Source organism: Maricaulis maris MCS10, from assembly GCF_000014745.1.
In the GTDB taxonomy this organism is placed as follows: Bacteria; Pseudomonadota; Alphaproteobacteria; order Caulobacterales; family Maricaulaceae; genus Maricaulis; species Maricaulis maris_A.
This window is the reverse complement of record NC_008347.1, coordinates 1,481,846-1,498,158: the sequence shown is the minus strand read 5'-3', so window position 1 is coordinate 1,498,158 and position 16,313 is coordinate 1,481,846. Positions and strand designations below refer to the sequence as shown.

The following is a 16,313-nucleotide window of genomic DNA, read 5'->3' as shown; positions in this document are numbered from 1 at the left end:
CTACTGGGCCGATGCGGCAAGCGCCGCATCATAATTGGAAAGCAGATGATCAACCGCGGTTGCGGTGACATCCGTGATCAGGGTCGAGAACACGCCGAGCAGCAGCGTACCGATGATCAAGGGGATGAAGATCAGCCACTCCATCCGGTTGAGATCGGTAATGGTCTCGAGCTTGGGATTGGTGATCTCGCCGAACACGACATCGCGATAGACGGTCAGCATGTACATGGCCGACAGGATCACACCGACCGCGGCGCCGGTGGCAATCCACCAGCTGACCTGGAAGGCGCCGACCATGGTCATGATCTCACCGACAAAGCCGGAGGTGCCCGGCAGTCCGACATTGGCCATGGCAAACAGGCCGAAGATCGCCGCGAAAACCGGCATCCTGTGAACCAGCCCGCCATAGAAGGCGATCTCGCGGGTGTGCATGCGGTCATAGATGACGCCGACACACAGGAAGAGCGCACCGGAGATCACGCCGTGCGAGATCATCTGGAAGATCGCGCCCTGCACACCGGTCTCATTCATCGCGAACAGGCCCATGGTCACGAAGCCCATATGGGCGACCGAGGAGTAGGCGATCAGCTTCTTGATATCGGTCTGCCGGAAAGCCACCAGGGAGGTGTAGATGATGGCGATGATCGACAGCACGAAGACCATTGGCGCGAAATAATCACTCGCCTCCGGGAACATCGGCAGGGAGAAGCGCAGGAAGCCATAGCCGCCCAGCTTCAACAATACGCCGGCCAGAATGACCGAACCAGCGGTCGGCGCCTGCACGTGGGCATCGGGCAGCCAGGTATGGACCGGCCACATCGGCATCTTCACCGCGAAGGAGGCGAAGAAGGCCAGCCACATCCACATCTGGGCATTGCGGGCGAACTCGGTCTCCAGCAGAACGGTGACATCGGTCGTGCCGGCCTGCAGGAACATCACGATCATGGCGACCAGCATCAGCACCGAGCCGAGCAGGGTGTAGAGGAAGAATTTGAACGCCGCATAGACGCGGTTCTGTCCGCCCCAGACACCGATGATGATGAACATCGGGATCAGGCCGCCTTCGAAGAAGATGTAGAAGAGCACCAGGTCGAGCGCGCAGAACACGCCGATGACCATGGTTTCCAGCAGCAGGAAGGCGATCATGTAGTCGGCGACGCGGGTCTTGATCGCGCCCGACGCCATGATGCAGATCGGCATCAGGAAGGCGGTCAGGACGACGAACAGGATCGACAGGCCGTCAACACCCATCCGGTAACCCAGACCAATCTGCTCGAGCCAGGTCACTTCGTGGACAAACTGGAATCCGGTCGCCTCGGCATCAAAATTGGCCAGAAGCAGAACCGACATGCCAAGCGTCACCATGGTGGCCAGCCAGGCCACCCAGCGCGAATTACGGTCGATCAGGCTCTGGTCCTCTGAGCGGGCCGTGAACCGGAAGATCGCAATGACCAGCGCGCCAAGCGCCGGAACGAACGTCAGGATCGACAGGAAGGCTTCAAATTCGCCGAACATTTAAAGACCCCCTTGCCCGATCATGATCCAGAGCGTGAAGCCCAGGACGCCGATCAGCATGACGAATGCGTAGTGGTAGAGGAAACCGGACTGGCCCTTGGCCAGGCGGCGCGCCGCGGCCAGCGTCGTGCCGGCCACACCATTGGGACCCAGCCCGTCGATGATCTTCACATCACCGATTTTCCAGAACAGGTCACCGAGTGCCTTGGCACCGCGGACGAAGAGGAAATGGTAGATCTCGTCGACATACCACTTGTTGTAGAGGAAGGAATGGAGCGGACCACCGCGCGCGGCGATGCGGGCGCCCATGCCCTCATTGATCAGGTAGAACCAGATCGCGAGCCCGAAACCGGTCAGCGTGGCAAAGAAGGGCGACAGCAAGACCCAGGTCGGCGGATGATGACCACCGCCATGATCGCCCTCACCGGCCTCACCATGATCATCGACCACGGCATGGTCATCCGCCGCCGCGTGCGCCGGCGGCGCGTCATGGCCGGCTTGCGCCGCATGATCATCGACCACCGCGTGATCACCGGCTTCAGCATGGTCATCACCATGACCACCGGCAACGGCCTCGCCGTGCGCAGCTGACGGCATGGCGTCATGCCAGAAGGCGGACGCCCGCTCGCCGATGAAGTCGGCCTTGAAAATGCCACCGGCCAGGATCGCGCCCACCGCCAGCACCACCAGCGGCATTGCCATGGCGAATTTGGGGTCATGGGCGTGGTCATACACATCCTTGGGACCGCGATAGGTGCCGTGGAAGGTCATGAAGATCAGGCGCCAGGAGTAGAAGCTGGTCAACAACGCCGCGACACAGCCGATCCAGAAGGCCGGGATGCCGAAGAAGACACCTTCGCGGCCGGCCATGAAGGCCCCCTCGATGATCGCATCTTTCGAGAAGAAACCGGCAAAGCCCAGATCCCAGGGCAACAGGCCCAGCATCCCGAAGGAGAAGCCGACGCCGGTCAGTGCGACCGTACCGATGAGCATCATCAGCCAGGTCATCGGCATCATCTTGTAGAGGCCGCCCATCTTGCGCATGTCCTGCTCGTCATGAACGCCGTGGATCACCGCGCCGGAGCCGAGGAATAACAGCGCCTTGAAGAAGGCGTGCGTGAACAGGTGGAACATGGCGGCGCCATAAAGGCCCAGACCGGCAGCAAAGAACATGTAGCCAAGCTGCGAACAGGTCGAATAGGCGACCACGCGCTTGATGTCGTTCTGCGCCACACCGACCGTCGCTGCGAACAATGCCGTGGTCGCACCGATCACGGTGACGAAGGCCGAGGCCGCTTCGGCGTCCTGGAAGATCGGGAAAGCCCGGCAGACCAGGAAGACACCGGCGGTGACCATGGTGGCGGCATGGATCAGGGCGGAGACCGGCGTCGGGCCTTCCATCGCGTCCGGCAGCCAGACATGCAGGAAGAACTGGGCCGACTTGCCCATCGCGCCGATGAACAGCAGGAAGGCAATCAGCTCGATCGCGTTGAGCTCCATGCCGGCAAAGGCCAGCACCGTGTCGCGATGCTCGGAGACACCGGCGAAGACGTCGTCAAAGCTGACAGAGCCAAAGACGTAGAAGATCGCCATGATGCCCAGGGCAAAGCCGAAATCGCCGACCCGGTTGGTCACGAAGGCCTTGATGGCCGCATCATTGGCCGACTTCTTCTTGTACCAGAAGCCGATCAGCAGATAGGAGGCCAGCCCCACGCCTTCCCAGCCGAAGAAGAGCTGAAGGAAGTTGTCGGCGGTCACCAGCGACAGCATCGCGAAGGTGAAGAGCGACAGGTAGGAGAAGAAGCGCGCCTTGTGCGGGTCGTGCTCCATATAGCCCCAGGAATAAATGTGCACGAGCGAGGAGACCGAGGTCACCACGACCAGCATCACCGCGGACAGGCTGTCCAGCTTGATCGCCCAGGAGACGTCAAACGCGCCAACGCTCATCCAGGTCGCGAGGTGAATGGTCTGGGCATTGCCGCCATAGGTGACGTCAAAGAAGGTGATCACCGACAGGACGAAGGACAGCACCACGAAGAAAGTGGTGACGATCTGCGCCGCGCGGTGGCCGACATGATTGCCGAGAAGACCGGCAAAGGCCGAAGCGATCAGCGGCCCGAAGACGATAATGGGTGCCATGATCCCCTAGCCCTTCATCAGGTTGACGCCCTCAACCGAGATATCACCCCGGTTGCGGAAATAGACGACGAGAATGGCCAGACCGACCGCCGCCTCGGCGGCCGCCACGGTCAGGACGAAAAGCGCGAAGACCTGCCCGGCGAGATCGCCGAGGAAGGCCGAGAAGGCCACCAGGTTGACATTGACGGAGAGCAGGATCAGCTCGACCGACATCAACAGGATGATGACATTCTTGCGGTTCACGAAAATGCCGAAGACACCGATGGTGAAGAGCACACCGGCGACGGCGAGATAATGTCCCAGTCCGACGTCCATCATTCCCCAATCCCCTGTCCCGGCTTGATATCATGCATGGTCACGGCGTCCTTGCGGTCGCGGGCGACCTGGGCCGAAACGCTCTGGCGGCGCACGCCCGGCTTGTGGCGCAGGGTCAGCACGATGGCGCCGATCATGGCGACCAACAGCACCAGGCCCGCAGCCTGGAAAAAATAGACATATTGGTCATAGATCACGAGGCCGAGCGCCTCGACATTGGTCAGCCCGTCGGGAATGGCCGCATCGCGCAGCGCCATCGCCTGCTCGGAGGCCTGCCAGGTCATGCCGATCATGCCCAGCTCGACCGCCAGGATGATGGCGACCAGACCGCCCAGTGGCAGATAGCTCAAAAAGCCCTGTTTCAGCTCGGTGAAATCGACGTCCAGCATCATCACGACGAAGAGGAACAAGACCGCGACCGCGCCGACATAGACAACGATCAGCAGCATGGCGAGGAATTCGGCGCCGAGCAGCACGAAGAGCCCGGCCGCCGAGAAGAAGGCCAGGATCAGGAACAAGACCGACCGCACCGGGTTGCGGGCAATGACGACCATCAAGGCCGACAAAATCGCCACTCCGGAAAAGGCCCAGAAAGCCAGGTTAGCGAGCATGGTGCCCTCGTCCTCTCAAATGCGTCCCAAAATCGCTCCCAACCGCATCAGCGGTAAGGCGCGTCGAGTTCCAGGTTCTTGGCAATTTCCCGTTCCCAGCGATCGCCGTTCTCGAGCAGTTTTGCCTTGTCGTAGAAAAGTTCTTCGCGGGTTTCGGCGGCGAATTCGAAATTCGGGCCTTCCACGATTGCATCGACCGGGCATGCCTCCTGGCAGTAACCGCAATAGATGCATTTGGTCATGTCGATGTCGTAGCGCGTGGTCCGGCGCGAGCCGTCAGAGCGCGGCTCGGCCTCGATGGTGATCGCCTGGGCCGGACAGATGGCTTCGCACAGCTTGCAGGCAATGCAGCGCTCCTCGCCATTGGCATAGCGGCGCAGGGCGTGCTGGCCGCGGAAACGCGGGCTGAGCGGACCCTTTTCGAACGGGTAGTTCAGCGTCGCCTTCTTGGCGAAGAAATAGCGCATGCCGAGCCCGAATGCGGACCAGAAGTCCATCAGGAGCGCGCCGCGAAATGCTTGTTGAATGCGTCCCATGACTTACCCCTGAGGTCCGTAAACGACGGCGGCGCCGACCAGGGCGACTGCCGCGAGCGAGATGGGCAGGAAGATTTTCCAGCCCAACCGCATCAGCTGGTCGTAGCGGTAGCGCGGCACCAGGGCCTTCACCATCGCGAACATGAAGAAGAAGAAGACGATCTTGGCGGCGAACCAGAAGAAATACCAAGCGTGCGAGGCCAGGTAGGGCCAGCCGGACACGTCCAGACCGAAGGGGTCATTCCAGCCGCCAAAAAAGAGGATCGCCGTCATCGCGCACATCAGCACGATGTTGAGATACTCGCCGACCATGAACAGCAGATACGGGGTCGAGGAATATTCGACCTGATAACCCGCCACCAGTTCCGACTCGGCTTCGGGAAGGTCAAACGGCGGACGGTTGGTTTCGGCCAGGGCCGAGATGAAGAAGATCACCGCCATCGGGATCATCACCAGGAACATCGGCATCGGCCAGGCGTGGAAGGACAGCACATTCCAGTTCCAGAAACCGCCACCCTGCATCTCGATGATCTCGGACAGGTTCATCGAGCCGGCGAACAGCAGCACCGTGACGATGATGAAGCCGATCGAGACTTCATAGGACACCATCTGCGCCGCCGAGCGCAGTGCGCCGAGGAAGGGATATTTCGAGTTCGAGGCCCAGCCGCCGATGATGATGCCATAGACACCCAGGGACGACATGGCGAACAAATAGAGAATGCCGACATTGAGATCGGCAATCACCCAGCCCGGCGCTGCCGGGACGACGGCCCAGGTCACGAAGGCGAGGATCAGGGTGATCAGCGGTGCCAGCAGGTAGAGCGAACGATCCGCCCCGGCCGGAACCACGATTTCCTTGAACACGAATTTGAAGAAGTCGGCGAAGGACTGCAGCAGGCCGAAGGCGCCAACGACGTTCGGGCCCTTGCGCATCTGCACGGCGGCCCAGACCTTGCGGTCCATCAGCAGCAGGAAGGCCAGTGAAATCAGCAGGACAACGGCAAAGGCCAGGATCTGCAGAACGGCAATGCCGAACCCGCCCCAGACACCGAATTGTTCGATGAAATCCGTCATCGCTTACTCCGCAGCCATCTGGGCCGGACCGGACGCCAGGGCGGAACATTCCGCCAGCGTCTTGGAGGCCCGGACGATCGGGTTGGTGAAGTAGAAATTCCGCACCGCCGGCACGAAATCAGTTGCCTCGACGTCACCGGCAGCACCGGCGGCCTTGGCGTCATATCCCTCACTTGCACCCGGTGCGTGATCGATTCCCGCCAGCACGGGAACATCCTCGAACAGTTTGTGGCGCAATTCGGTGAGATTGTTATAGGGCAGCGTCTTGCCCAGACGCTCGGACAGGGCCCGGAAGATCGCCCAACCCTCTTTCGCATCGCCCTTCGGGAAGGTCGCACGATAGCCCAGCTGTACCCGGCCTTCGGTGTTGGCGAACAGTCCGTCCTGCTCGGTCCAGGCGGCGCTTGGCAGGATGAGATCGGCGCGGTGGGCACCGGCATCACCATGGCTGCCGACATAGATCACGAAGGCGTCGCCGAACTGGTCCATGTCCAGCTCGTCAGCGCCCATCAGGACAACCGTGTCGAGTGCGGCAGACTGCATGCCGGCCACATCATGACCACCCTCGCCCGGCACAAAGCCGAGATCGAGACCGGCAACACGGCTGGCCGCCGTGTGCAGGATCGAGAGACCATTCCATTCGGCGCTGACAGCCCCTACCGCATCGGCGAGTTCACCGGCGGCGCGCAGCACCTGGGCGCCATCGGCGCGGGTCAGGGCGCCGGAACCGACCAGGATGAGCGGACGCTTGGCATCCTTGAGGGTCTTGATGAAGCCGGAGCGCTTTTTCTTGAGGCCGGCGAGAATATCGGCAGACGTGCCGACATGCTCATAGGGATAGGTCAGATCAACAGCTTCGCCGATCAGCCCGACCTTTGTGTCATTATGCAGCCAGGTCTTGCGGATGCGGGCATTGAGGATGGCCGCTTCCTTTCGCGGATTCGACCCGATGATGAGGATGGCATCGGCCTCCTCGATCCCGGCAATGGTCGCGTTGAAGAGATAATCCTCACGCGCGCCGTTCCCGTCCTTGGCGCCGACTTTCGCGCCATCCTGGCGGCAATCGGTCGAGACCACGCCGAGCGCGTCGGCGAGATCCTTGGCGGCTTTCATTTCTTCAGCCGAGCAGAGATCACCGGCAATCATGCCGATCTTGGAGGCGTCACCACCCAGCTTTTCAGCCGCGATGGTCAGCGCTTCAGGCCAGTCGGCCGGACGCAGCTTGCCGTTCTCGCGGACATAAGCCTTGTCGAGACGCTGACGGCCAAGGCCTTCCCAAGCGTAGCGCGTCTTGTCGGAAATCCATTCCTCATTCACGCCCTCATGGACGCGCGGCAGGATGCGCAGCACGGCGGAGCCGCGCGCATCAACACGAATATTCGAGCCGAGCGCATCCATCACATCAATGGTCTCGGTCTTCTTCAGCTCCCAGGGACGGGCGTTGAAGGCGTAAGGCTTGGAAGTCAGCGCGCCGACCGGGCAGAGATCGATGACATTGCCGGAAAGCTCCGACGTCACGGCGCTTTCCAGATAGGTGGTGATCTCGGCATCCTCGCCGCGACCGATCATGCCGATCTCGGGCGAGCCGGCGACCTCGGTCACGAAACGGACGCAGCGCGTGCACTGGATGCAGCGCGTCATCTCGGTCGCGATGATCGGACCCATTTCCTTGTCTTCGACGGCGCGCTTGTTTTCCGGAAAACGCGAGCCGGTGCGGCCATAGACCAGCGACTGGTCCTGCAGGTCGCACTCACCGCCCTGGTCACAGATCGGGCAATCGAGCGGGTGGTTGATCAAGAGGAATTCCATCACGCCTTCGCGGGCCTTCTTGACCAGCGGAGACAGCGTATTCATCGCCGGCGGCTCGCCATTCGGCCCGCCGCGCATGTCACGCACATTCATCGCGCAAGACGCAGCCGGCTTGGGCGCACCAACGAGCTCGACCAGGCACATCCGGCAATTGCCGGCGACCGAGAGGCGCTCATGATAGCAAAAGCGCGGGATTTCCCGGCCAGCCGCTTCAGCGGCCTGCAACAGCGTATAGGAATTCGGAACCTCGATTTCCTCGCCGTCGATAATGATTTTGCGGAGATCTTCGCTCATCGGATGATGCCCCTACTCGGCCGCGACCTGGCTGACAAAGACAGGCTTGCCAGCGCGGTAATTATTGATGCGGTCCTCGATTTCGGACCGGAAATGGCGGATCAGGCCCTGGACCGGCCAGGCGGCCGCGTCACCCAGGGCGCAGATCGTGTGACCTTCGACCTGACCGGCGACGTCCAGCAGCATGTCGATCTCTTCAATCGTCGACTCGCCGCGCGACATGCGGGTCAAGACGCGCCACATCCAGCCGGTGCCTTCGCGGCACGGCGTGCACTGCCCGCAGCTTTCATGGCGGTAGAAGTAGGAGATGCGGGCAATCGCCTTCACCACGTCGGTGGACTTGTCCATGACGATGACGGCAGCCGTGCCCAGACCCGACTTGTGCGCGGAGAGCGCGTCGAAATCCATCAGCACGTCGTCGCAAATGTCTTTCGGCAGGAGCGAGACCGAGGAGCCGCCCGGAATGACGGCTTTGAGATTATCCCAACCGCCGCGCACGCCGCCGGCATGCGTCTCGATGAGGGTTTTCATCGGGATCGACATGGCTTCTTCGACATTGCACGGATTGTTCACATGGCCGGAGATCGAGAAGATCTTGGTGCCGACATTGCGCTCGCGGCCAAAGCTGGCGAACCATTCGGCGCCGCGGCGCAAAATGGTGCCGGCAACGGCGATCGATTCGACGTTGTTGACCGTGGTCGGGCAGCCATAAAGGCCGGCATTGGCCGGGAATGGCGGCTTGAGGCGCGGTTGCCCCTTCTTGCCTTCCAGGCTTTCCAGCAGGGCCGTCTCTTCGCCGCAGATATAGGCACCGGCGCCGTGATGGATATAGACGTGGAAGGGCCAGCCATGAATGTTGTCATCGCCGATCAGCTTGGCCTCATAGGCCTCCTTGACGGCCTTTTCCATGGCCAGACGCTCGGTGACATATTCACCGCGCAGATAGATGTAGCAGGCATGGGCCTGCATGGAGAATGAGGCGATCAGGCAACCTTCGATGAGAAGGTGCGGATCATGCCGCATGATCTCGCGATCCTTGCAGGTGCCCGGCTCGGATTCGTCGGCATTGACGACGAGATAATGCGGGCGGGCGCCCACTTCCTTTGGCATGAAGGACCATTTCAGACCGGTCGGGAAACCGGCGCCGCCACGACCACGCAGGCCGGAGGCCTTCATGTTCTCGATGATCCAGTCACGACCCTGCTGAAGGATCTCGGTGGTGCCATTCCAGCAGCCGCGCTGCTTGGCGCCTTCCAGATCCGGGCTGTGATGCCCGAACAGGTTGGTGAAGATGCGGTCTTTGTCCTGGAGGAGTTGCGTCGCCATGGTTCAGCCCTCCGCCTTGCCGGTATTCGGCAGCTTGATTTTCTTGGCGCGCGAACCGTCATAGAGCGACGGGTCGGTGAGCACCTTGGTGCCATGCGGCTCGGAAGCATTGCGCTCCGATTGCGGGCCGTACTTGATCTGTTTGCCGGCGGCGAGGTCGTCCATGAGGGCTTCCAGTTTCGCCCCGTCGAGATCCTCGACGTAATGGTCGCCGTCGGGGTTGGCGAGCTGGATCATCGGGGCATTGGCGCAGGCGCCCATGCATTCGACTTCGATCCAGGTAAACTTGCCGTCGGCGGAAATCTCGTGCTGCTTGCCGATGCGCTTCTTGCACACATCGATCAGCTCGCCCGAACCCCGCAACATGCAGGGCGTGGTACCGCAGACCTGGATCAGGTGTGTCCCGACCGGCTCGAGATTGAACATGGTGTAGAAGGTCGCGACTTCGTAGACGCGGATATAGGGCATCTCCAGCCGGCCCGCGATGTCGCGAATGGCGGGCTCTGAGACCCAGCCTTCCTGCTTCTGCGCAATCCACAGCATGGGAATGACCGCCGATGCCTTCTTGGCCTCGGGATATTTGGCCAGCCAGAACTTGATCTCGGCTTCGCTCTTCTTGTTGAAGGCAAAGCTCTCCGGCTGCTCTTTTGCGAGACGACGAACGCTCATCGGTCGATCTCCCCGAACACGACATCCAGCGAGCCGATGATCGCTGACACGTCGGCCAGCATGTGGCCCTTGCTCATGTAATCCATCGCCGCGAGGTGGGCGAAGCCCGGTGCGCGGATCTTCAGGCGGTAGGGCTTGTTTGAGCCGTCCGAGACCAGGTAGACGCCGAATTCGCCCTTGGGCGCCTCGACGGCGACATAGGTCTCGCCCTCTTCGACATGGACACCCTCGGTATAGAGTTTGAAGTGCTGGATCAGCGCTTCCATCGAGCGCTTCATCTCGGCCCGGCGCGGCGGCGAGAATTTCGAGTCAGTGGCCAGCACCTCGCCCGCATTCTCGTCCTTCATGAGCCAGTCGCAGCACTGGATCATGATCTTCACGCTCTCGCGCATCTCTTCCATGCGGCAGAGGTAACGATCATAGCAATCGCCATTCTTGCCGACCGGAATGTCGAATTTGAGCTCGTCATAGACCGAATAGGGCTGCGAACGGCGCAAATCCCAGGCCAGGCCAGAACCTCGCACCATGACGCCGGAGAAACCCCAGGCCAGCACGTCTTCCTTGGTCACAACGCCGATATCGACATTGCGCTGCTTGAAGATGCGGTTTTCGGTCAAAAGGCTGTCGATATCGTCCAGCTTGGCCGGGAATTGGTCACACCAGGCACGGATGTCCTCGACCAGCTTCATCGGCAGGTCCTGATGGACCCCGCCCGGCCGGAAATAATGCGCGTGCATGCGCGAACCGGAAGCGCGCTCATAGAAGACCATCAGTTTTTCGCGCTCTTCAAAACCCCAGAGCGGCGGCGTCAGCGCGCCGACATCCATGGCCTGGGTGGTCACGTTCAAGAGGTGGTTGAGCACCCGGCCAATCTCGCAATAGAGCACGCGGACATATTCGCCGCGCTTGGGCACGGTGATGCCGGCGAGCTTTTCGGCGGCCATGCAGAAGGCGTGCTCCTGGTTCATCGGCGCGACATAGTCGAGACGGTCGAAATAACCGATGCCCTGGAGATAGGTCTTGTGCTCGAGAAGCTTCTCGGTACCGCGGTGCAGAAGGCCGATATGCGGATCAACGCGCTCGACAACCTCGCCATCCAGCTCCAGCACCAGGCGCAGCACGCCGTGCGCAGCCGGGTGTTGCGGGCCGAAATTGATGGTGAAATTGCGCGGGGCCTCGGTGGCCTGGGTCATGTCGTCAGCCATCGTCTAACCCTCCGCCTTCTCATCGCCCGGGAGGATGTATTTGGCACCTTCCCACGGGCTCATGAAATCAAAGTCGCGATATTCCTGGACCAGCTCGACCGGCTCGTAGACGACGCGCTTTTCTTCCTCGTCCCAGCGCACTTCGACATAGCCGGTGAGCGGGAAGTCCTTGCGCAGCGGATAGCCCTCGAAACCGTAATCGGTCAGCAGGCGGCGCAGGTCCGGATGATCGGCGAAGACGATGCCATACATGTCGAAGGCTTCGCGCTCGAACCAGTCAGCGACCGGGTAGACCGGAATCACGGTCGGGACCGGTGCTTCCTCATCCGTCGACAGCTTCACGCGGATGCGGTGATTCTGGTGCATGGAGAGCAGGTGATAGACGACCTCGAAGCGCTCGGCGCGCTGCGGGTAGTCGACGCCGCAAATATCGATCAGCGTGGTGAAACGGCAGGCCGGATCATCGCGCAGCCAGGTCAGCACAGTCTCGATCCGGTCGCGATGGATTTCCACCGTCAGCTCGCCATTGGCGATCGACCAGCCGGTGACGGCCGCATCCTGGGCGTTGGCAATATGCTCGCCGAGAACCTTGAGGGCTTCGCTCATTTGCCGTTCTCTCCTAGCGCTCAATCGAGCCTTCGCGGCGGATCTTCTTTTGCAATTGCAAAATGCCATAGACCAGGGCTTCCGCGGTCGGCGGGCAGCCCGGGACATAGATATCCACCGGAACGATGCGGTCGCAGCCACGCACGACCGAGTATGAGTAGTGATAATAGCCGCCGCCATTGGCGCATGAGCCCATCGAGATGACGTAGCGCGGCTCGGGCATCTGGTCGTAGACCTTGCGCAGGGCCGGAGCCATCTTGTTGGTCAATGTGCCGGCGACGATCATCACGTCGGACTGGCGCGGGGAGGCCCGCGGCGCAAAACCGAAGCGCTCGACATCATAACGCGGCATCGAGGCCTGCATCATTTCAACGGCGCAGCAGGCCAGACCAAAGGTCATCCACATCAGGGAGCCGGTGCGGGCCCAGGTGACAAGATCATCGGCAGCCGCAACCACGAATCCCTTGTCGGCCAGCGCATCGCTGACACCGTCGAAGAACGGGTCGTGCTTCTTGGGGTCATAGCCCGGGACGGTCGCGCGTCCGGCCATGCCGGCATGAGGTGTGAGATCAGATGCCATTGTGGACTACTCCCAATCCAGCGCGCCTTTTTTCAGCTCGTAGACGAAGCCGATGGTGAGGACAGTGAGGAAGACCATCATCGACCAGAACTCGAACTGGCCAAGATGCTCGCGAAGCGTCACCGCCCAGGGAAAGAGGAAGGCGACTTCGAGGTCGAAGATGATGAAGAGGATGGCGACGAGATAGAATCGCACGTCGAACTTCATCCGCGCGTCGTCAAAGGCGTTGAACCCGCACTCATAGGTCGACACTTTTTCCGGATCGGGACGCGACGGGGCAATGACGAAGGCCGCCACCATGAAACCAATACCGATCACCGCGGCAATCGCGAAAAAGATCAGGATGGGCAGGTATTCAAGAAGCAATGCATCCATCGCCAGGCCTCGCCAAGAAGAGCGTCCGGTAGGGTATGGGAGGCTGCGGATTGGCTGGCAAGACACGCCGAAAGCGAATCGCCAACGCCAATCAGGCCCCCTGCCCGATTTGGCGCGGAAGCTAGAGCGCGTGGACGCTCGGAGCAAGGGCTAAAGACCGTCTGACATCAGTTCCTTGTCACGCGATCCGGGGATAATCAAACCTAGTTGCGAATGGTTTTCAACTGGAATGCGCAGCGACAGACCAGGCCGGCAATGCCTAGCGCTTGAATCCCAGCACGGATTGCCAGAAAGCCAGGCGCAGGAAGGGCGAGTTGAGTGAGAAGGCGCGATCCGGAAACACGTGCCAGGGCTTGTACCCCCAGCCGGTGACCAAGGCCCTGGCATCGAGACCGAAACCCTCCGCCTGGGCGGCAGCGATCGCCGCGCGGCGCGAACACCAGGTCGACCGGGCGGCCCGGAAACGGGCCAGAGCCTCCCCGGTCAGACCGCACGCCGCCCGGACAGAATGCCGCAAGGCACGAAACTCGCGATGACGGGCCAGGCTGTCGATGACGAGGACAAGCGCGCCGGTCGCGCAGGCAACACCCCACCAGACCGACGCGTGCAACAGCGACGCCAGCAGGCAGGTCGCGGCCAGAACGAGCGGCGGCCAGGTCGCTCGCAGATACCAGAGCGATCGACGGAGTTGGGCGGACAGGCGGTTCATGCTGGCCATTCTTGCACGGCCAACTAAGCACGATAGCGGGACTGGCACGACGGTTGTCCCCCGGACCGGGACGACGGAAGTCACCGACCGGCACAATTGCGGCTTGAAGCGCTGCAGAACTCATGGCTGCATGGCGTTGTGGACGCCGGGAGCTGTGCAATGCTGGACAATTATTATGGTGTCATCGGTTTCGCACTGATCGCGGCCGGGTTTTCCTGGCTCGTCGATCACAGCCCCTTGGCCAAGCACACGCTGTCGCGCCGGATGGATGTCCATCGCAAGCAATGGATGATGCACATGGCGGCCCGCTCGGTGCGGATCATGGACAGCCAGATCATCGCCGGGCTGCAGAACGGGATCGCCTTCTTTGCCTCGACCGCACTGCTGGGCATCGGCGCCGCCTTCACCCTGATCACCGCACTCGACCCGGTCATGGCCGCGGTCGGGGATGTGCCTTTCCTCGACACCTCCTCACGGATCCAGTGGGAGGTGATGACGCTGGGCCTGCTGGTGATCTATGCCTACGCCTTCTTCAAATTCGGCTGGGCCTACCGGCTGGTCAATTATTCGGCAATGCTGCTGGGCGCGACACCGGACGTCCAGCGCGACACCGAGGCGACGGCCGAGGCGCTGCGCGGCGCCTATCGGGCCGGCGCCATGAATGTGGTGGCAGGCCGCCAGTTCAATCGCGGCCTGCGGGCACTATTCCTCTCCATCGGCTATCTCGCCTGGATCGCCGGACCGGCGGCCCAGATCGGCGGGACTCTGATAGTCGTCGGCCTGCTGGCCTCGCGCCAGTTCTTCTCGCCCGCCCTCGCAGCGCTGGCCGCCGGTGAGGACGCCATGGATGGGGTGGAGATGCCCGCGGCCGACGACAGCGCGAACCGGACCTGATTCCGCTCGACCCGATCGTGTAGTCCGCACAGGCATTGCGCCCACCGGTCGAATGCGCTCAAACTCCCGGCCTTGTATTCGGGGAGACAGCACATGAGCATCGGATCAGCCATACTCAATTCGGTCGAGAAGGCCGGCAACAAACTGCCGGACCCGGTGACGATCTTTCTGATCCTGATCGCTGTGGTGATGGGCGCTTCCTTCGGCCTGGCGGCACTGGACGTAGCCGTGACCAATCCGGTCAGTGGTGACGATATCGCCGTCGTCAATCTCCTGACCGGTGCACAATTGCAGAATCTGCTCGTCGGGATGCCAGGCGTCCTGACCGGCTTTGCCCCGCTGGGCATGGTCCTGGTGGTCATGATCGGAGCCGGGATCGCCGAGAAAACCGGGCTCCTGTCTGCCGGTCTGCGGGTCATGGTCTCGGGTGCGCCCTCCTACCTCCTAACCCCGGTTCTCGTCTTCGCCGGCGTGATGGGCAATCTGGCCGTCGATTCCGGCTATATCGTCATGGTCCCGTTGGGCGCCGTGGTCTTCGCCGCTGCCGGCCGCCACCCGATCGCGGGTATCGCCGCTGTCTTCGCCGGTGTCTCCGCCGGTTTCTCGGCCAACCTGGTCGTCACCTCGCTTGAACCGCTCCTGTTCGGGATCACCGAAGTCGCCGCCCAGACAATCGAGCCCGGCGCGACCGTCGGCATGCTCGACAATTACTATTTCACCATCGCCCTCACTCCCTTGCTGGTGATAGTCGGCACGCTGGTCAATGACCGTATCGTCGAGCCCCGCCTGGGCACCTGGGTGCGCCCGGCCGACTTCGCGGAACCAGAGGGTAATGGCAGCCTCAGCGCCAACGAGCGGAAAGGCCTGCTCTGGGCCGGTCTCTCCCTCCTCGCCATCACGATCATTGTCCTGTTCATGGCTGTTCCGGTTGACGGCATTCTGCGTGATCCGAACGGAGACCTCGCCCCCTTCTATCGCTCCATCGTTGCTATCCTGATGATCGCCTTCCTGGTGTCCGGCACGATCTACGGTATCGCGGTTGGTTCGGTGAAGTCGGACAAGGATGTTGTCCAGCTTGGCACACGTTCAATGGCCGACATGGGCGGCTACATCATTCTCGCCTTCGCGATGGCGCATTTCATCATGCTGTTCGGTGCCTCCGAGATGGACACGGTCATCGCTATTTCCGGTGCAGGCGGACTGCAATCGCTCAACCTGCCGGCTCCGCTGCTGATAATCGGCATGGTGATTCTGGTCGCCGTCCTGAACCTGTTCATGGGTTCGGCGTCAGCGAAATGGGCGCTTCTGGCACCGGTCTTCGTGCCGATGCTGATGCTGTTGGGTATTTCCCCGGAGGGTTCGACGCTGGCCTACCGCATGGGCGACCAGGCGACGAATATCATTACGCCATTGATGCCCTATCTGCCGCTGATCCTGATTTTCTGCCAGCGCTATGTGCCGGAGTTCGGCCTGGGCAGCCTGATTGCAGTGATGCTGCCCTATTCGATGGCAATCCTGGTCTCGTCGTTGACCATGATCTTCGTCTGGTTCGCACTGGACCTGCCGTTGGGGCCCAATGGTGCCAGCTTCACCTATGAGGTGCCGGCAGCCGCGTCCGCCCCGGCCGAAGCCGGGGCAGATGGTCGACGATAATCG

Annotated in this window: 16 protein-coding genes; 2 read left to right on the top strand and 14 right to left on the bottom strand. The window is 61.7% G+C overall.

Features of this window, described 5'->3' with window-relative positions:
* The 14 genes from MMAR10_RS07105 to MMAR10_RS16135 form a co-directional block, all read right to left on the bottom strand.
* Complete coding sequence (locus MMAR10_RS07105; protein ID WP_011643306.1) at window positions 1-1,515, bottom strand: NADH-quinone oxidoreductase subunit M; 1,515 nt, start codon at window positions 1,513-1,515, stop codon at window positions 1-3.
* The gene (gene nuoL / locus MMAR10_RS07100; RefSeq protein WP_011643305.1) at window positions 1,516-3,654 is read right to left on the bottom strand and encodes an NADH-quinone oxidoreductase subunit L; all 2,139 of its coding nucleotides are present in this window, start codon (window positions 3,652-3,654) and stop codon (window positions 1,516-1,518) included.
* 6 nt (window positions 3,655-3,660) lie between these two features.
* Window positions 3,661-3,969, bottom strand: coding sequence for an NADH-quinone oxidoreductase subunit NuoK (nuoK, locus tag MMAR10_RS07095; RefSeq protein ID WP_041636856.1), 309 nt, complete (start codon window positions 3,967-3,969; stop codon window positions 3,661-3,663).
* Window positions 3,969-4,580, bottom strand: a complete 612-nt coding sequence (locus MMAR10_RS07090; protein ID WP_011643303.1) for an NADH-quinone oxidoreductase subunit J — start codon at window positions 4,578-4,580, stop codon at window positions 3,969-3,971. Before MMAR10_RS07090 ends, nuoK begins: the two co-directional genes overlap by 1 nt.
* Window positions 4,581-4,627: 47 nt before the next feature.
* Complete coding sequence (nuoI, locus tag MMAR10_RS07085; RefSeq protein WP_011643302.1) at window positions 4,628-5,116, bottom strand: NADH-quinone oxidoreductase subunit NuoI; 489 nt, start codon at window positions 5,114-5,116, stop codon at window positions 4,628-4,630.
* A 3-nt stretch (window positions 5,117-5,119) separates the two neighbouring features.
* Window positions 5,120-6,190: an NADH-quinone oxidoreductase subunit NuoH gene (gene nuoH, locus MMAR10_RS07080; protein ID WP_011643301.1), complete on the bottom strand. Its 1,071-nt coding sequence runs from the start codon at window positions 6,188-6,190 to the stop codon at window positions 5,120-5,122.
* Between the two features lie 3 nt (window positions 6,191-6,193).
* On the bottom strand, window positions 6,194-8,293 hold the full coding sequence (gene nuoG, locus MMAR10_RS07075; RefSeq protein WP_011643300.1) for an NADH-quinone oxidoreductase subunit NuoG: 2,100 nt from the start codon (window positions 8,291-8,293) through the stop codon (window positions 6,194-6,196).
* Window positions 8,294-8,305: 12 nt separating this feature from the next.
* Complete coding sequence (gene nuoF / locus MMAR10_RS07070; RefSeq protein WP_011643299.1) at window positions 8,306-9,619, bottom strand: NADH-quinone oxidoreductase subunit NuoF; 1,314 nt, start codon at window positions 9,617-9,619, stop codon at window positions 8,306-8,308.
* A 3-nt stretch (window positions 9,620-9,622) separates the two neighbouring features.
* Window positions 9,623-10,288 (bottom strand): NADH-quinone oxidoreductase subunit NuoE, encoded by a 666-nt coding sequence (gene nuoE, locus MMAR10_RS07065; protein ID WP_011643298.1) that lies wholly within the window; start codon window positions 10,286-10,288, stop codon window positions 9,623-9,625.
* Window positions 10,285-11,493 carry an NADH-quinone oxidoreductase subunit D gene (locus MMAR10_RS07060; RefSeq protein ID WP_011643297.1) on the bottom strand — a complete coding sequence of 403 codons (1,209 nt, stop codon included), beginning with the start codon at window positions 11,491-11,493 and terminating at the stop codon, window positions 10,285-10,287. Before MMAR10_RS07060 ends, nuoE begins: the two co-directional genes overlap by 4 nt.
* Before the next feature lie 3 nt (window positions 11,494-11,496).
* Complete coding sequence (locus MMAR10_RS07055; RefSeq protein ID WP_011643296.1) at window positions 11,497-12,099, bottom strand: NADH-quinone oxidoreductase subunit C; 603 nt, start codon at window positions 12,097-12,099, stop codon at window positions 11,497-11,499.
* 13 nt (window positions 12,100-12,112) lie between these two features.
* The gene (locus tag MMAR10_RS07050; RefSeq protein ID WP_011643295.1) at window positions 12,113-12,679 is read right to left on the bottom strand and encodes a NuoB/complex I 20 kDa subunit family protein; all 567 of its coding nucleotides are present in this window, start codon (window positions 12,677-12,679) and stop codon (window positions 12,113-12,115) included.
* Between the two features lie 6 nt (window positions 12,680-12,685).
* Window positions 12,686-13,054, bottom strand: coding sequence for an NADH-quinone oxidoreductase subunit A (locus MMAR10_RS07045; protein WP_011643294.1), 369 nt, complete (start codon window positions 13,052-13,054; stop codon window positions 12,686-12,688).
* Window positions 13,055-13,313: 259 nt separating this feature from the next.
* The gene (locus MMAR10_RS16135; protein WP_150099730.1) at window positions 13,314-13,763 is read right to left on the bottom strand and encodes a hypothetical protein; all 450 of its coding nucleotides are present in this window, start codon (window positions 13,761-13,763) and stop codon (window positions 13,314-13,316) included.
* 159 nt (window positions 13,764-13,922) lie between these two features.
* Between MMAR10_RS16135 and MMAR10_RS07035 the strand changes: the two genes are divergently transcribed.
* Window positions 13,923-14,657: a DUF599 domain-containing protein gene (locus MMAR10_RS07035; RefSeq protein ID WP_011643292.1), complete on the top strand. Its 735-nt coding sequence runs from the start codon at window positions 13,923-13,925 to the stop codon at window positions 14,655-14,657.
* 93 nt (window positions 14,658-14,750) lie between these two features.
* Complete coding sequence (locus MMAR10_RS07030) at window positions 14,751-16,310, top strand: AbgT family transporter (RefSeq protein WP_011643291.1); 1,560 nt, start codon at window positions 14,751-14,753, stop codon at window positions 16,308-16,310.
* Window positions 16,311-16,313: the final 3 nt, after the last annotated feature.

Coding starts and splice junctions, on each gene's coding strand:
- MMAR10_RS07105 (WP_011643306.1), bottom strand. CDS start 1,515: ATGTTCGGCGAATTTGAAGCCTTCCTGTCGATCCTGACGTTCGTTCCG.
- nuoL (WP_011643305.1), bottom strand. CDS start 3,654: ATGGCACCCATTATCGTCTTCGGGCCGCTGATCGCTTCGGCCTTTGCC.
- nuoK (WP_041636856.1), bottom strand. CDS start 3,969: ATGGACGTCGGACTGGGACATTATCTCGCCGTCGCCGGTGTGCTCTTC.
- MMAR10_RS07090 (WP_011643303.1), bottom strand. CDS start 4,580: ATGCTCGCTAACCTGGCTTTCTGGGCCTTTTCCGGAGTGGCGATTTTG.
- nuoI (WP_011643302.1), bottom strand. CDS start 5,116: ATGGGACGCATTCAACAAGCATTTCGCGGCGCGCTCCTGATGGACTTC.
- nuoH (WP_011643301.1), bottom strand. CDS start 6,190: ATGACGGATTTCATCGAACAATTCGGTGTCTGGGGCGGGTTCGGCATT.
- nuoG (WP_011643300.1), bottom strand. CDS start 8,293: ATGAGCGAAGATCTCCGCAAAATCATTATCGACGGCGAGGAAATCGAG.
- nuoF (WP_011643299.1), bottom strand. CDS start 9,619: ATGGCGACGCAACTCCTCCAGGACAAAGACCGCATCTTCACCAACCTG.
- nuoE (WP_011643298.1), bottom strand. CDS start 10,288: ATGAGCGTTCGTCGTCTCGCAAAAGAGCAGCCGGAGAGCTTTGCCTTC.
- MMAR10_RS07060 (WP_011643297.1), bottom strand. CDS start 11,493: ATGGCTGACGACATGACCCAGGCCACCGAGGCCCCGCGCAATTTCACC.
- MMAR10_RS07055 (WP_011643296.1), bottom strand. CDS start 12,099: ATGAGCGAAGCCCTCAAGGTTCTCGGCGAGCATATTGCCAACGCCCAG.
- MMAR10_RS07050 (WP_011643295.1), bottom strand. CDS start 12,679: ATGGCATCTGATCTCACACCTCATGCCGGCATGGCCGGACGCGCGACC.
- MMAR10_RS07045 (WP_011643294.1), bottom strand. CDS start 13,054: ATGGATGCATTGCTTCTTGAATACCTGCCCATCCTGATCTTTTTCGCG.
- MMAR10_RS16135 (WP_150099730.1), bottom strand. CDS start 13,763: ATGAACCGCCTGTCCGCCCAACTCCGTCGATCGCTCTGGTATCTGCGA.
- MMAR10_RS07035 (WP_011643292.1), top strand. CDS start 13,923: ATGCTGGACAATTATTATGGTGTCATCGGTTTCGCACTGATCGCGGCC.
- MMAR10_RS07030 (WP_011643291.1), top strand. CDS start 14,751: ATGAGCATCGGATCAGCCATACTCAATTCGGTCGAGAAGGCCGGCAAC.